The organism is Synechococcus sp. JA-2-3B'a(2-13) (genome assembly GCF_000013225.1).
Taxonomy (GTDB): Bacteria; Cyanobacteriota; Cyanobacteriia; order Thermostichales; family Thermostichaceae; genus Thermostichus.
This window is the reverse complement of record NC_007776.1, coordinates 252,148-267,506: the sequence shown is the minus strand read 5'-3', so window position 1 is coordinate 267,506 and position 15,359 is coordinate 252,148. Positions and strand designations below refer to the sequence as shown.

Here is a 15,359-nt window from a genome sequence, read left to right as displayed (position 1 = left end):
CAAAAGATAACAGCGCTTATGGATGGGGTGGCTAGCGGGCAGCAAGAGCAGGTTGCGGGCGCTCATACACCTGCCCCAAACGCGCCAACTGCTGCACCAACAAACTCAAGAACAGGCCCACATCGGTAACAATCCCCACCGACTCCAGGGATCCCCGATCGGCCAGCTTGGTCACCACTGCCGGGTTAATGTCCACGCAGATCAGCTTGACCCCGGCAGGCGTCATGTTCCCGGCTCCAATGGAGTGCAACATGCTGGAGAGCATCAACACCATGTCGGCCCCCTGTAGCAGCCGCGCGTAATCCTGCTGGGCCTTGATCAAATCCATCTCCGTATCCGGCAGCGGCCCATCGTCACGGATGGATCCCGCCAGGGAGAAGGGCACCTGAGCGCGAATACACTCGTAGAACACCCCGCCGGTAATCACGCCCGCTTCCACCGCAGCTCGGATACTGCCATACTTGCGGATGAGGTTGATGGTTTTGAGGTGATGCTTGTGGCCGCCCTTGACCGGGGTGCCCCGCGACAGATCCACCCCCAGCGAGGTGCCGTAGAGATTCTGCTCCAAATCGTGAACGGCAATGGCATTGCCCCCCAGCAGCGCCTGCACATAGCCCTCCCGAATCAGGGTAGCCAAGTGGGATCCACCGCCCGTGTGGATGACCACCGGCCCTGCCACCACCACCGTTTTGCCGCCCCGCTCCTTGATTTGCCGCAGCTCCCAGGCAATCTGCTCCACCAGGATCTCCACCCGCCGCTCGCTGGAGACCCCCGATCCCATAAAGGTGAACTCCTGGGAAGAGCGCTCTTTGCTGGCCTGGCGCACGGTGCGGATCCCTTCCACCCCACACACCACGGCATCCCCCACCTGCAAATCTCGAATCAGGGTGCAATAGGCTGAAAACTCCGTCTTGCCATTGCAATCGGATCCCTTGACCACGATCACCCCATCCATGCGCTGCCGCTGCACCGGGATCCACTGGCCGGCCACCCGCACCTGCGTGGGATAGATGGTGGTGACATAAAAATCGTCGGGCGCTACCCCTGCTTTCTCTACCCGCTCCAGACGGGCATCTTGCTGGGTTTCTTCCGAGAGACGGGCCCCCTGCTCGATCAAGGCGCTGAGAATAGTATCCAGGGTCTCTTCGGTGGGAGCGGAAACGGCCAGTTCCACCGTGGAAGTGCTCTGCCGTTTTTCCCCAAGCTGAAACTTGAGGATCTGGAAGCTGCCGCCATTGTCGACAATGCAATCGACGGCTCTGGTGAGCAGGTCGCTGTCCACCAAGTGTCCCTGGAGGGTCACCGTCCGGCTGAGCACCGTGGCCACCGGATCGGTTTGGGGAGCCACCGTCTCGTCGAGGCGCAGCGTCAGGCACTTGGCCGCCCCACCGGCTTTCAGGAACTCCGTCAGCTCCGTCTGCACCACCGCAAATCCCCGCTCCTGTAGGGTGGCTTCCAGCTCTGGGCTGACCCGATTCACCAAGATCGTGCCGTTCACATCCACGGCATTGCAGGCAAAGTGAATGGCATCCGCCTCCTGAACCGGGATCCGCTTTTCAGGGGGCACCCGCATCTCGATCAAACGGTTGGAATAGGCATCAAAAGCCGGTGGATAGTAAAGCAAATAGCCTTCGGAGAGGGGGCAAAAGCAGGTGTCTAGGTGGTAGAACCGCTCGTCCACCAGCCGCAAAGACAACACCTCGATCCCCAGCCACTTGGCCAAGTAGGGGTGAGACTCCAACATGGAGCGAAAGCCGTAGCCCGCCCACAGCCAGCGCCCTGCCCGATCCAACAGAGCATCTCCCGCCCCCTCAAAAGCCAGGGCCGGCGGCAGCTCATAGACGGTGTAGCCCTGTTCCTCAAACCAAGCCTTGAAATGGGGCTGTTCCCCCTGCCGCTCTGGGTGATAAAAACGGCTCAGCACCACCTTGGATCCCAGGATGAGCCCAGCATTCGCCGTAAACACCATATCCGGCCATCCCGGCACCGGCTGGATTAGCTTCACCTCCGCCCGCTGCGAGAGATGCCGATAAAGAGCCTGCCACTGCTGCAGCGCCCGTTCTCGCGAAGAGCGGTGAACATTCCCCACCATCCAGGGGTTGATCACATAGTCCACCTCGTAGTGATCGGGTGGGCACATCAAATACCGAATGGCACCAGGCATAGATCTCAGAGCGCAATCTGCAGCAGGGCATCCCCTAGATTAGCAGTTGCGTGAGCAGCATCCTCAAGAATCATGAAAGAATCATTATTTGTGGGAATCTTTCGCCAGCTCTGGCTGCGGTGGGACGGGATCGGCAATGTTGGGCAACTCCAGACAGTAGCCCGCCCCATAGACGGTTTTGATGTACTGGGGGTGGCGGGGATCCGGCTCCAGCTTGGTGCGCAGGTGGCGGATGTGAACACGGATGGTCTCGATGTCGTCGTCGGGCTCGTAGCCCCACACCTCCTGCAGGATTTCGCTGGGGGAAACGGTCTGCCCATGTCGCTGCATCAGACAGTGGAGCAGGTCAAACTCCAGGTGGGTGAGCTTGATCGTTTTGCCGAACCACAACGCCTCAAAGCGCTCCGGCACCAGCGTGAGAGGGCCATAGGTGAGGATCTCCCCATGCTTGGCCGCCTGTGGGATCCGGTCTGAGCGACGCAGCAGGGCCCGCACCCGCACCAGCAGCTCCTGCACCTCAAAAGGCTTGGTCAGGTAGTCGTCGGCACCGGCATTAAAGCCCTCGATCTTGTCCTGGGTTTGGCCGAGGGCGGTGAGCATCAAAATCGGGATCTCGCTGGTGCGCTCCTCCCGCCGCAAGCGCTGACAAACGGTCAGGCCATCTACCTGGGGCAGCATCAGGTCGAGGATGATCAGATCGGGGAGAACTTGCAGAGCCAGTGCTTGTCCGCGCACCCCATCGGTGGCCTTCACAACCTCGTAGCCCGCCAACTCCAGATTGATGCGCAGGATATCCAGAATCGAAGGGTCGTCCTCAATAATGAGTATGCGAGCCATAGCCGGTTGCAGCCCAAACTGCGGATAAAACGTTTTGTTAAATGTGCTAACAAAGAGCCGAAGCTTTACGACTGGAAGTTTACTTAATTTTAGCCTCATTGCAAATCTTACTGCGAAGTTAACCCGCAGGGTTGCCCAGCCCGGAGCCGGATGCAGGGGAAACTTTTCAACCCGTTTGGGGCAAATGGGTGCGTTTTTAAGGCCTACGGCCCGCTATCGCGAACGGATCTCCCTTTGGGGGAAGTGCTCCGCACCGCTGGCGCGAACGCGGCGATGAGGCGGCGGGTGTAGTCCTGCTGCGGCTGCTGGTAGATCTGGGAGGCGGGGCCAAGCTCTTCGATGCGGCCCCGGTTCATGACCATGATGCGGTCGCTCATGAACTTGACCACGCTCAGGTCGTGGGAGATGAACAGGTAGGCCAACCCCAGTTCCTCCTGCAGATCCTTGAGCAAGTTCAGCACCTGGGCCTGCACGGAGACATCCAGGGAAGACACTGCCTCATCGCAGACGATCAGGCGGGGCTCCGAGGCCAGGGCGCGGGCAATACAGATCCGCTGCCGCTGTCCTCCGGAAAACTGGTGGGGCAGGCGATCCAGCGCTTCCGGATCCAACCCTACCCGTTCAAACAGGCGTTGGGCCCGTGCTCGTCGCTCAGCAGCATTTCTCCCAATCCCGTGCAGGGCCATTGGCTCTATGACGCTGGCTCCCACACTCATGCGCGGATCCAGTGAGGCTGCCGGATCCTGAAAGATCAGCTGAATCTCGCGGCGGAGACGACGTAAGCGTTGGGGCGGCAAGCGGAGCAGCTCCTCGCCGTCGTAGATCACCTGGCCAGAGCTGGCACGGACCAGGCGCAACAGGGTTCGCCCCAGGGTGGTTTTGCCGCAGCCGGACTCTCCCACCAGCCCCAAGGTCTCTCCGGGGTAGAGGTCAAAGCTGATCCCATCCACAGCTCGGATCTCGCCCACCTGGCGGCCAAATGGCCCTCGACGGACGGCGTAGTGGGTTCGCAGATCCCGCACCTGCAGTAGGGGGGGCTGACTGTACAGCCGGCGCAGCCGTTCTTCCTCTAAGGACTCCGTCCCGCTTACGCGAACGGCAGCCGGGATCTCCACCTGCTGCCACTGCTCCTCTGGGGATCCCCCTTTTTCCAGAAAATCCTGGACGGTGGGCAACCGCCGCAACCGCCGCTCCAACACCGGGCGACAGGCCAACAGGCCGCGGGTGTAGGGATGCTGGGGATCCCGAAAGATCTGCTCCACCGATCCCTGTTCCACAGCTTGGCCCCGGCGCATCACCACCACCTGATCTGCCAGTTCGGCCACCAAATTGAGATCGTGGGTGATGAAGAGGATGGCCATCTGCCGGTGCTGCTGCAGCTCCCAGAGCAGGCGCAGGATTTCCGCTTGCACCGTAACATCTAGAGCGGTGGTCGGCTCATCGGCAATCAACAGTTGGGGATTGGAGGCGATGGCACAGGCAATGGCCGCCCGCTGGATTTGGCCGCCGGAGAGCTGATGAGGATAGCGCTCCAGCATCTGGGGAGAAAGCTGCACCTCCTCAAACAGGCGAATGGCTTGGGCGCGGATCTCCGCCGGGCTCAGGGAGGTGTTGGCCCTCAAGGTTTCCTGTAACTGCTGGCCACAGGTGTAGAGGGGGTTGAGGGCGGTGCTCGGCTCCTGGAAAATCATGGCGATCTGGGATCCGCGATAGCGCCGCCGTTGCCGGGGATCCAACTGCAGCCAGTCCACCGTTCCGTCAGGGCCCTTGAAGAGGATTTTGCCCTCCACCCGGGCCGAGCTGGGCAGCAGATCAATCAGCGTCAGGGCGGTCATGGTTTTGCCGGATCCCGACTCCCCCACCAGGCCTAAGGTCTGGCCGATCCCGATCTGGAAAGACAGCCCGTCCACCACCGGGGATCCCGAGGGCTCGCCAGCTGCACGGCTGGGCAAGAAAACCCGCAGCCCTTGTACGGTCAGCAAGGCAGAATCGGCAGTAGAGACAGCCTCAGTCATGGCGACGAAAGTGCTCCGCACCGCTGGCGCGAACGCATTAGGGGAATTGGCAGGATTATAGACTACCGCCCCCGCCTTGGCCTCCAAAGTGCTCCGCACCGCTGACCAAAAGGCGCGGCAAGCCCCGTCCTTCAGGGCAGGGAAGGATAGCGCCGACCGTAGCCGACGCCCTTTAAAAACGCAGTGTCGGCCATGTGAATATCGTTGTCATCACGCATAGGCCAAGAATACGATTGAGCGATGCAACGACTTCAAGCCTTCAAGTACGAATTGCTGCCCAACGGCCAGCAGGAACGGCAGATGCGCCGCTTTGCTGGCTCCTGCCGGTTCGTCTACAACAAAGCACTGGCGTTGCAGAAGGAGCGTCACGAGCAAGGCCAGAAAAAGCTAGGCTATGCGGGCTTGTGCCAGCTGCTCACCGCGTGGCGCCACAGCGCAGATACAGCGTGGCTGGCGGATGCGCCGGTGCATCCGCTGCAACAGGCACTCAAGGATTTGGAGCGAGCCTACAGCCACTTCTTCGCCCAGCGCGCCGGCTTCCCGAAGTTCAAGAAAAAAGGCCGGTCGGACAGTTTCCGTTATCCCGCGCCCAAGCAAATCCAGCTGGACCAGGCCAACAGCCGCATCTTTCTGCCCAAACTTGGCTGGCTGCGCTACCGCAACAGCCGCGACGTGGTGGGCAAGGTCAAGAGCGTCACCGTATCCAAGCACGCTGGCAAGTGGTTCGTGTCGATCCAGACCGAGCGGGAGGTTGATCGGCCTATTCCGCAGGGGGGCGCAGTGGGCATGGACATGGGCATTGCCCGCTTGGCTACCCTCTCGGACGGCACGTTCTACGCGCCCCTCAACAGCTTCAAGCGGCACGAGGCGCGCTTGCGCAAGGCCCAGCAAGCGCTCTCCCGCAAAGTCAAGTTCAGCAACAACTGGAAGAAGGCAAAAGCCCGCCTCCAGCGTATTCATTCTCAGATGGCCAACGCCCGCCGCGACTTCCTGCACAAGGTCTCGACCGCGATTAGCAAAAGCCAGGCAATCGTGTGCATCGAGGACTTGCGGGTGCGGAATATGTCCAAGTTGGCGGCAGGGACGGCAGATGCTCCTGGGAAGAACGTCCGCGCCAAGTCAGCGTTAAACAAAGCCATTCTCGACCAGGGGTGGTATGAGTTCCGCTGCATGCTGGAGTACAAGCTGGCCTGGAAAGGTGGCAGGCTCATTGTCGTGCCGCCGCAGAACCCGAGCCGCACCTGTCCATGTTGCGGCCATGTTTCATCAGACAACCGCCAGACCCAAGCCTGGTTCGAGTGCGTGGCGTGCGGCTATGAGAATAACGCCGATCGCGGCAGCGGGCCGGAGGCCTTTCGCGGCAGCGGGCCGGAGGCCTTTCGCGGCAGCGGGCCGGAGGCCTTTCTGGTCGGTGCCATCAACATCCTTGCTCGCGGGATACAGCTGTTGCGAGACGAAGGGCAGGACACGGCCGACGCTGCGGTCGGGATGCGGGTGGATCAACCACCCGTGTCAGCCCGGATGGCCTGTGGATCGAACTGCACGGGCGGTCGGAAGCAGGAACCCGCCGAGACGACTGCGCAAGGAGCCATCCATGCGTAGCGTGGTAGGAATCTCCGGCCTTCAGGCCGGGGAGGATGTCAACGCCTTCCGCATACCCGAATATCGGCTGGAAACTCAGGGGCAATCAATCGTGTTGATTAACTGGAGACATTCCCCTGGTGCTCCCACTGGATCCCTAGAACAAGGGTGTTAGCAGACCAGGGCTTGCTGCCGTTGTCGCTGTTGGCGTTCTAGAGCTTCAAACAGGGCTTGAAAGTTGGCTTCGCCAAAGCCTGTGGCTCCACCCAATCGTTGGATGACCTCGAAAAAAAACGTGGGCCGACCAAACAGAGGCTGAGTGAAGGTTTGCAACAACAGGGGGGGGTGTGGGGAATCAGAAGCAGGCAAGGTGGCATCCAAAAGGAGCTGCTGCTCCACCAAGTCGTGCCAGGAGATGGCGGGGGGCAACCCACCAGAACGGAGTATTGCTCCAGAAGCCAGCTCCCTTGCCAGGTTTGTGTAGTACTCCGGTGGCACCTGCAGAAAGTTTACGCCTCCCTGTCGCAGCCGGCGCACACTGGCGAAGACATCTGAGCTGTGCAACGCCGCATGTTGCAGGCCAGGGCCATGATGGGCATCCAAAAACTCCTGGATCTGGGAAGCGGCACAGGTGGGCTCGTTGATGGCCAACTGGATCCCGGCTTCAGGATCTCCCACCACCACACTTTCTAGGCCAGAGGTGTTGGTGCGGATGCTATAGCGATACAGAGACCGCCAACCCAGCACCTGCTCATACCAATCCGCCGCTGCCTGCAGGGATCCCTGCTCCACGTTCAATACCAGGTGATCCCAGTGGGAAAACAGGTTCTCCTCAGCAGGGGCTGAATCGGGGATCCCTGAGCCGGGGAGCAAAGAATGCCGAAGTCCATAGGGGGTGCGCAGGCGCAGAGTGGGGCCGCCTTCCTCTTCTGCCGGGATCCACTCCACTTGGGCTCCTCGCCTCTGCAGAAGCTCTGCCAAGCCCAACAGCTCTTGCTCCACCACCGCTAAGGCCACATCCACCACGCCAGGCGAATGTTGCTGCAAATAGCGATCCACCTCATCCCCGGCGTGAGCCGGCTGAGATAGGCGCAAGCGCAGGGATCCCTGACGCAGACAGAGGGTACTGCCGAGCTGTCCTTCCATTCGGAAGCCCCAAACTTGACAAAAGTGTTCCTGCCAACGGGGCAGATCCCAAAGATAGAAGTGCAGGTGATGGATCCCTTGGACGATTCGATTGGACTGGTTCATAGAGCAAGGCACTGCTAAGGCAAAGGCCGAGTATCCTGACGTTCTCACGGCAACAGACGACCTGGGCCGTCCTACCTCAGCATAGGCCCGCCATTTGCCGATGGAAAAGCGTAAAACAACGTTAAGAAGATATTAAAACAGCATTAAAAAATAGGATGAAAATAAGATTAAAAAATCACGCAACCGAAAATATCCTCAGAGCGCAAGGGACTAAAATTAAATCAGGCGAGGTGTATTTAGAACGCCTAAAAAAGAAACAGAAGAGTTGCTAAAAGCCCTTCGTAGGATCCCTATAAGCCTTGCAGAGATCTATTGGTTCTTTAGCTCTCTTTTAGAGCCTACGTGGGGCAAAGGCCGGGGTGCTGCCTCGCCCTGTCGATAGATTATCAGGCGTAATAGCCGGGAGGATTGTTATGGTTGCCAGTGTGCAGCGTTCTGTAGCATCACCTACAGAATTGAAGGCGGAACCAAGGACAGGATCCAACGCAGCCGGTCAAAAAGTTTTGAGCGATTTTGCAACGGGAGCCTGGCAGCGCTGCATCGACGTCAGAGACTTTATTCAGCGCAATTACACCCCCTACACCGGTGATGAAACCTTCTTAGCTGCAGCCACCGAGCGCACCCAGCGGCTGTGGGCCAAGGTCAAGGATTTGATGGCTCTGGAGCGAGAGCGAGGGATCCTAGATGCCGATACCGCTGTTCCCTCTACCATCACCAGCCACGCCCCTGGCTATATCGACCCAGAGCTGGAACAGATTGTGGGGCTGCAGACGGACAAACCTCTGAAGCGGGCCATCATGCCCTTTGGCGGCATCCGCGTGGTGGAGTCTTCCCTCAAAGCCTATGGCTACGAGCTGGATCCCCGCACCAAGGAAATTTTTACCCAGTACCGCAAAACCCACAACGACGGCGTTTTTGACGCCTATACCGAAGAGATGCGCCGCTGCCGCCGCTCCGGGATCATCACCGGCCTGCCCGATGCCTACGGTCGGGGTCGCATCATTGGGGACTACCGGCGGGTGGCCCTCTACGGGGTGGATCGGCTCATCGAAGACAAGCAGGCCCAAAAAGCCAGTCTAGACCTGGACACGATGGACGAAGAGACCATCCGCCTGCGGGAGGAGCTCTCCGAGCAGATTAAGGCCCTACAAGAGCTGAAAGAGATGGGATCCCGCTACGGGTTTGACCTGGGCCGTCCGGCAGCCAACGCCCGCGAAGCCATCCAATGGCTGTACCTGGCCTACCTGGCAGCCGTCAAGGAGCAAAACGGGGCGGCCATGTCCTTGGGGCGGGTGTCCACCTTCCTGGACATCTACATCGAGCGGGATCTGCAGGCCGGGATCCTCACCGAGGAAGAGGCCCAGGAGCTCATTGACCACTTTGTTATGAAGCTGCGCATGGTCAGGTTTTTGCGCACGCCCGAGTACAACGAGCTATTCAGCGGGGATCCCACCTGGGTTACCGAGTGCATCGGCGGCATGGGCCTGGATGGGCGGCCTTTGGTTACCAAAACCAGCTTCCGCATGCTGCATACCCTCTACAACCTTGGCCCAGCGCCCGAGCCCAACTTGACCGTGCTCTGGTCGGAGCGGCTGCCGGAAGCCTTCAAGCGCTACTGCGCCAAGGTCTCCATTGAAACCAGCTCCATCCAGTACGAAAACGACGACTTGATGCGCCCCTACTGGGGGGATGACTACGGCATCGCCTGCTGTGTGTCGGCCATGCGCATCGGCAAGCAAATGCAGTTCTTTGGGGCGCGGGTGAACTTGGCCAAGTGCCTGCTCTATGCCATCAACGGCGGTCGGGATGAGATCTCCGGCGAGCAGGTGGCTCCTGCTTTCGCCCCCATCACCGCCGATGTCCTGGACTACGACGAGGTGTGGCCGCGCATGGCGCAGATGATGGCCTGGCTGGCCAAAACCTACGTCAACACCATGAACATCATCCACTACATGCACGACAAGTACTGCTACGAGCGCCTGGAGATGGCCCTGCACGACCGGGACGTGCTGCGCACCATGGCCTTTGGGTTGGCCGGCCTGTCGGTAACAGCCGACTCCCTATCCGCCATCAAATACGCGCGGGTACGGGCCATCCGGGATGAGCGGGGCCTAGTGGTGGATTACGCGGTGGAGGGCGACTTCCCCAAATACGGCAACAACGACGACCGAGTTGACTCCATTGCGGTGCAACTGGTGCAGACCTTCATGGCCGAGCTGCGCAAGCACAAGACCTACCGCAATGCCATCCCCACCCAGTCCATCCTCACCATCACCTCCAACGTGGTCTACGGCAAGAAAACCGGCAATACTCCCGATGGGCGGCGAGCGGGCGAGCCCTTTGCCCCAGGGGCCAACCCCATGCACGGCCGGGACACCAAGGGGGCGGTGGCGTCGCTGGCTTCGGTGGCCAAGCTGCCCTACGACGACGCTCTGGATGGGATCTCCAACACCTTCTCGATTGTGCCGGCGGCCCTAGGTCGCACAGCGGAGGAGCGGGTTGCCAATCTAGTGGGGCTGCTGGATGGCTACATGCGGGATGGCGGTTTCCACCTCAACGTCAATGTTCTCAACCGCGAGACCCTGCTGCATGCCATGGAGCACCCGGAGCTCTACCCACAGCTCACCATCCGGGTTTCCGGCTATGCGGTGAACTTCATCAAGCTCACCCGCGAGCAGCAACTGGATGTCATTAACCGCACGTTCCATCAACACTGCTAAAAGACCAGCCTGGGGATCCCTGAAGTCCGCCCATACCGGGGTCGATGGAAGGGATCCCCCATCGATAACCGAGGAGGCCCGATGATCATGACTGTTTGTAGCGCTGCGGATCTGGTCAGCCAGTATGCCTCAGGACGGCGCGATTTTCGGGAGATCGATTTGCAGGGGGCTGAGCTGCAGGGGATCCATTTGGCTGGCGCCGATCTCAGCTATGCCGATTTCAGTGGGGCCAACTTGGCGGGGGCTAATTTGCGGGGGTGCGATCTCAGTTTTGCCGACTTCAGCGGAGCTAACCTATCGGAAGCCGATTTGCGGGGATGTCTCCTCTTTGGCAGCAATTTCCGAGGGGCGCTCTTAGAAGGAGCCTTGTTGGATCACGCAGATTTCGATGCCTATACCCATTTCCCGAAGGATTTCGATCCCAAGGCCCACCGCCTGCACGGCATCACGGTGGATACCTCCGTGCCTAGCCCACACGACCCATCGGTCTGAGCTGGGTGGGATCCCCAAGCTGCCCTTTCGGCTTTTTATCCCCCTTTCTCCCTTCCAGCCAGGATAGCAGCGGTCTAGCTAAAAGACCCTAGGGATCTAAAAAAATCTAGTCCCAACCTAATCCAAAGAGAAATGGAAACTGTGTTCTATTTAACCTGAGTTAGCAATCTGGAAGAAAACCTCAAGATTGATTGATATTTTGCAAAAGTCATCCAGGATAAAAGTATGGATACCGTTATGAACCCCCTGACACCAATTGCTGGGCGCATTCACTCGGTGGAAACCTGTGGCACCGTCGATGGGCCAGGAATCCGCTTCGTAATTTTTACACAGGGTTGTCCACTTCGCTGTTTGTATTGCCACAACCCCGACTGTCGGGATCCGCAGGCGGGACAGCTTGTTACGGTTGAGTCTTTGATTGCCGAGATCCAACGTTACAAGAATTACTTGCGAGGGGGGGGAGTTACGGCTACCGGGGGAGAGCCTTTAATGCAACCCACCTTTGTAGCTGAGATCTTCCGTCGCTGTCATGAGTTGGGCTTGCACACGGCTTTGGATACTTCTGGCTATGGGCAACTGGAAGCAGCCAAGCCTGTGTTGGAGCATACAGATTTGGTGTTGCTGGATATCAAGTCTTATCTGCCGGAGCTGTATCGAAAGGTTACCGGCGTTTCGCTAGAACCCACTCTTAATCTGGCCCGCTATTTAGACCAGATCCACAAGCCTACCTGGATTCGTTTTGTGCTGGTTCCCGGCTTGACGGATCCCGAGGAAAACATTAAGGGTCTGGCCGAGTTTGTGGCCACCTTATCCAACGTGGAGCGAGTGGAAGTTTTGCCCTTTCACAAGATGGGGGAATACAAATGGCAGCAATTGGGATTGCCTTACACCCTTGCCGATGTCGATCCACCCACACCCGAACAGGTGAATCATGCATTACAAATCTTTCGGGATCAAGGACTGGTGGCTATTTGACAATTCTGCAGTTGCGGCTTGGGTCAGCATAGCCAGGTCACGCTTAGATCCGAAGTGATTCACAGTTAATCTCTGCACCGTCTCCAGATTGGCCCTGAGCTGACTGGAATCCAAGTTGATCCTCAGGCTAACTTTACGGACTCTATGTGAACTGAAGAATACCCCAAGAGGAGGGATCCCCAATGGAAGTTTGCGTCACCTACCGCGATGGTGTTCAGTTCCAAGCGGAAAGCCGAGGGCACCGCATTCTCAGCGATCAGCCTTTGGACAACCACGGTCGAGATCAGGGAATGACGCCGCCGGAATGGTTTTTGGCTTCTCTGGGTGCCTGTGTTGGTTTTTATGCCGTCAAATATCTGGAAGCGCGACAGTTGGATCCTAGTGGACTAGAGGTGGTGGTCACGGCGGAGAAAGTTGAGCATCCGGCTCGCCTAGACAACATTCGCATCCAAGTCAAAATCGGGATCCCGCTGGACGAAAGGCATCAAAAGGGTCTGGAAAAAACAGTTGATGCCTGCATCATTCACAATACGCTTACCCATCCCCCCACCCTGACCACCGAAATCCAAGTTCCTGCTCCTGTTGGCGCCTAGATTGCCATTCGGGTTATTCGACTATTTCCAACTATCCGATTGTCAATTGTTCCTATCGTCTAAGTCTTGATGAGTTTTGGAGGGATCCACCGATGCCAGTAACCAATCTAGCCGAGCTGGAAACCTTGATCCAGCAGGTGAAGGCTGCCCAAGCTGAATATGCAACTTTCACCCAAGAACAGGTAGACCGGATTTTTCACAAAGCCGCTCTGGCTGCCAACAACGAACGGATCCCGTTGGCCAAGCTGGCGGTACAGGAAACCGGCATGGGTATTGTGGAGGACAAGGTGATCAAAAATCACTTTGCCTCGGAATACATTTACAACAAATACAAACACGAGAAAACCTGCGGGGTTATCGAGCGGGATGAGAGCTTTGGCTACGAGCGCATTGCTGAACCGGTGGGTCTTTTGGCAGGTATTGTGCCGGTAACCAACCCCACGTCAACGACCATTTTCAAGGCTCTGATCACCCTCAAAACCCGCAACGGCATTATCTTTTCCCCTCATCCCCGCGCCAAAAAATGTACTATTGCCGCAGCCAAAGTGGTTAAGGAAGCCGCCGAGGCAGCGGGTGCTCCCGTGGGGCTCATTGGCTGGATCGATGAGCCCACCATCGAGCTGTCCCAGGCTTTGATGCAGCATCCTGAGGTGAAGCTGATCTTGGCTACCGGCGGGCCTGGCATGGTTAAAGCGGCCTACTCTTCGGGCCACCCGTCTTTGGGGGTGGGAGCGGGCAATACCCCGGCAGTGATCGATGCCAGTGCCGATATTCCCATGGCTGTCAGCTCGATTTTGTTGAGCAAGACCTTCGACAACGGCATGATCTGTGCCTCAGAACAGGCAGTGGTGGTGGTGGATGCCATCTACGAGCAGGTCAAGGCCGAGTTCGGCCATCGGGGGGCCTACATTTTGGATCCGGAACAAATCGAAGCCGTGCGCCGCATCCTTCTCAAAGACGGTCGCCTCAATCCGGCCATTGTGGGCCAGTCGGTGCAGACCATCGCTGCCCTGGCCGGTATCCAGGTACCCGAAGGCACCAAACTGCTGATTGGGGAAGTGGAGAAGGTGGGGCCGGAGGAGCCCTTCTCCTACGAAAAATTGGCCCCTGTTCTGGCCCTCTACCGCGCCAACGATTTCCACAGCGCCGTAGATGTTGCTGTCCAACTGGTCAATTTCGGCGGGCGGGGACACACCTCTGTTTTGTACACAGATCCCGCCAATCGGGACGATATTGCCTACTTTGAAAATGCCCTGCAAACCGGTCGAGTCTTGATCAACACTCCCTCTTCACAAGGGGCCATTGGGGATCTCTACAACTTCAAGCTAGATCCCTCTCTGACTTTGGGCTGTGGCACTTGGGGAGGCAATTCGATCTCCGAGAATGTGGGGCCGCGCCACCTGCTCAACATTAAAACGGTAACCCAACGTCGGGAAAACATGCTCTGGTTTCGGATCCCGCCCAAGGTTTACTTCAAGCCCGGATGTCTACCCATTGCTCTGCGGGAATTGGCCGGCAAAAAACGCGCCTTTTTGGTGACCGATAAGCCGCTCTTTGAGTTGGGCATATTGCATCCCATCACCCAGGTTTTGGATGAGATTCGCGTGAGCTGGGATGTGTACCACGATGTAGAGCCGGATCCCACCCTCAGCAACGTCAATCGCGGTCTGGAGCAGTTGCGCCAGTTTCAACCGGATGTGATCATCGCGGTCGGTGGGGGATCCCCGATGGATGCGGCCAAGGTGATGTGGCTGATGTACGAGCAGCCCCAGGTGGAGTTTGAAGGCTTGGCGATGCGCTTTATGGACATCCGCAAGCGGGTTTACGAGCTGCCCCCACTGGGACAAAAAGCTCAGCTCATCTGCATCCCCACCACTTCCGGCACGGGATCCGAGGTGACGCCCTTTGCCGTAGTGACCGATGACCGGGTGGGGATCAAATACCCCCTGGCGGACTACGCCCTCACCCCCACCATGGCCATTGTGGATCCGGATCTCACCTTAAAGATGCCCAAGAAGCTAACGGCTTACGGCGGCATCGATGCCCTCACCCATGCTCTGGAAGCCTATGTGTCGGTGATGGCCAGCGACTTTACCGATGGGCTTGCCCTGCAGGCCATCAAGCTCCTGATGACCTACCTGCCGCGGGCCTACGAGAAGGGCGCCGAGGATCCCGAAGCGCGGGAAAAAGTCCACTACGCCGCCACCATTGCCGGCATGGCCTTTGCCAACGCCTTTTTGGGGGTGTGCCACTCCCTGGCCCACAAGCTGGGATCCACCTTCCATCTGCCCCACGGCCTGGCCAATGCCCTGATGATTACCCACGTCATCCGCTACAACGCCACCGACGCCCCCTTCAAGCAGGCCATTTTTCCCCAATACCGCTATCCCAACGCCAAACACCGCTACGCGGAAATTGCCGATTACCTGCAGTTGGGCGGGGCGGATGACGATGAAAAGGTCATGCGCCTGATTGAGGCCATCGAAGAACTCAAGCGGAAACTGGGGATCCCGGCCACCATTCGCGAGGCCCTGGGGGAGAAAGAGCGGGAGTTTTACGACCGTCTGGAGGCGATGGCGGAGCAAGCCTTTGACGACCAATGCACCGGCGCCAACCCCCGCTATCCCCTCATTCAAGACATGAAGGAGCTGTACGTTTTGGCCTATCGGGGCTGCCGGGTGGATTCTGCCCTCTACCACCAGCCGGAACCAGTGTTGGCCTAAGGAGTAGG

The 15,359-nt window shown here is 58.6% G+C and carries 10 protein-coding genes; 6 read left to right on the top strand and 4 right to left on the bottom strand.

Annotation, left to right across the window (positions count from 1 at the left end):
* Positions 1-31 precede the first annotated feature (31 nt).
* The 3 genes from CYB_RS01195 to CYB_RS01185 form a co-directional block, all read right to left on the bottom strand.
* Positions 32-2,164 carry a TIGR00300 family protein gene (locus CYB_RS01195; protein ID WP_011431917.1) on the bottom strand — a complete coding sequence of 711 codons (2,133 nt, stop codon included), beginning with the start codon at positions 2,162-2,164 and terminating at the stop codon, positions 32-34.
* 84 nt (positions 2,165-2,248) lie between these two features.
* Entirely contained in the window at positions 2,249-3,001 is a 753-nt protein-coding gene (locus tag CYB_RS01190) for a response regulator transcription factor (protein WP_011431916.1), read from the bottom strand.
* Between the two features lie 203 nt (positions 3,002-3,204).
* Positions 3,205-5,016 carry an ABC transporter ATP-binding protein gene (locus CYB_RS01185; protein ID WP_011431915.1) on the bottom strand — a complete coding sequence of 604 codons (1,812 nt, stop codon included), beginning with the start codon at positions 5,014-5,016 and terminating at the stop codon, positions 3,205-3,207.
* 240 nt (positions 5,017-5,256) lie between these two features.
* On the opposite strand from CYB_RS01185, the gene CYB_RS01180 reads away from it, so the two are divergent.
* The gene (locus CYB_RS01180; RefSeq protein ID WP_011431914.1) at positions 5,257-6,618 is read left to right on the top strand and encodes an RNA-guided endonuclease InsQ/TnpB family protein; all 1,362 of its coding nucleotides are present in this window, start codon (positions 5,257-5,259) and stop codon (positions 6,616-6,618) included.
* Positions 6,619-6,768: 150 nt separating this feature from the next.
* Here the strand turns inward: CYB_RS01180 and CYB_RS01175 are convergent, their stop codons facing one another.
* A complete protein-coding gene (locus CYB_RS01175; protein WP_011431913.1) occupies positions 6,769-7,848 on the bottom strand; it encodes a VOC family protein in 1,080 nt (359 codons plus the stop codon).
* Between the two features lie 413 nt (positions 7,849-8,261).
* Here CYB_RS01175 and pflB point away from each other — a divergent pair, with 413 nt between their 5' ends.
* The 5 genes from pflB to adhE all read left to right on the top strand — a co-directional run bounded on the left by pflB (position 8,262) and on the right by adhE (position 15,351).
* Positions 8,262-10,568, top strand: coding sequence for a formate C-acetyltransferase (gene pflB, locus CYB_RS01170; RefSeq protein ID WP_011431912.1), 2,307 nt, complete (start codon positions 8,262-8,264; stop codon positions 10,566-10,568).
* A gap of 87 nt (positions 10,569-10,655) precedes the next feature.
* Positions 10,656-11,060, top strand: coding sequence for a pentapeptide repeat-containing protein (locus tag CYB_RS01165; protein ID WP_202943705.1), 405 nt, complete (start codon positions 10,656-10,658; stop codon positions 11,058-11,060).
* Between the two features lie 225 nt (positions 11,061-11,285).
* The gene (gene pflA / locus CYB_RS01160; RefSeq protein ID WP_011431910.1) at positions 11,286-12,035 is read left to right on the top strand and encodes a pyruvate formate-lyase-activating protein; all 750 of its coding nucleotides are present in this window, start codon (positions 11,286-11,288) and stop codon (positions 12,033-12,035) included.
* Positions 12,036-12,217: 182 nt separating this feature from the next.
* Positions 12,218-12,628 carry an OsmC family protein gene (locus CYB_RS01155; RefSeq protein ID WP_011431909.1) on the top strand — a complete coding sequence of 137 codons (411 nt, stop codon included), beginning with the start codon at positions 12,218-12,220 and terminating at the stop codon, positions 12,626-12,628.
* 92 nt (positions 12,629-12,720) lie between these two features.
* On the top strand, positions 12,721-15,351 hold the full coding sequence (gene adhE / locus CYB_RS01150; protein ID WP_011431908.1) for a bifunctional acetaldehyde-CoA/alcohol dehydrogenase: 2,631 nt from the start codon (positions 12,721-12,723) through the stop codon (positions 15,349-15,351).
* The last annotated feature ends 8 nt before the right edge of the window (positions 15,352-15,359 follow it).

Bases quoted from the DNA above. Each gene is read 5' to 3' on its own strand.
- CYB_RS01155 (WP_011431909.1), top strand. From the start codon at position 12,218: ATGGAAGTTTGCGTCACCTACCGCGATGGTGTTCAGTTCCAAGCGGAA.
- CYB_RS01190 (WP_011431916.1), bottom strand. From the start codon at position 3,001: ATGGCTCGCATACTCATTATTGAGGACGACCCTTCGATTCTGGATATC.
- pflA (WP_011431910.1), top strand. From the start codon at position 11,286: ATGGATACCGTTATGAACCCCCTGACACCAATTGCTGGGCGCATTCAC.
- CYB_RS01165 (WP_202943705.1), top strand. From the start codon at position 10,656: ATGACTGTTTGTAGCGCTGCGGATCTGGTCAGCCAGTATGCCTCAGGA.
- CYB_RS01180 (WP_011431914.1), top strand. From the start codon at position 5,257: ATGCAACGACTTCAAGCCTTCAAGTACGAATTGCTGCCCAACGGCCAG.
- CYB_RS01175 (WP_011431913.1), bottom strand. From the start codon at position 7,848: ATGAACCAGTCCAATCGAATCGTCCAAGGGATCCATCACCTGCACTTC.
- CYB_RS01185 (WP_011431915.1), bottom strand. From the start codon at position 5,016: ATGACTGAGGCTGTCTCTACTGCCGATTCTGCCTTGCTGACCGTACAA.
- adhE (WP_011431908.1), top strand. From the start codon at position 12,721: ATGCCAGTAACCAATCTAGCCGAGCTGGAAACCTTGATCCAGCAGGTG.
- CYB_RS01195 (WP_011431917.1), bottom strand. From the start codon at position 2,164: ATGCCTGGTGCCATTCGGTATTTGATGTGCCCACCCGATCACTACGAG.
- pflB (WP_011431912.1), top strand. From the start codon at position 8,262: ATGGTTGCCAGTGTGCAGCGTTCTGTAGCATCACCTACAGAATTGAAG.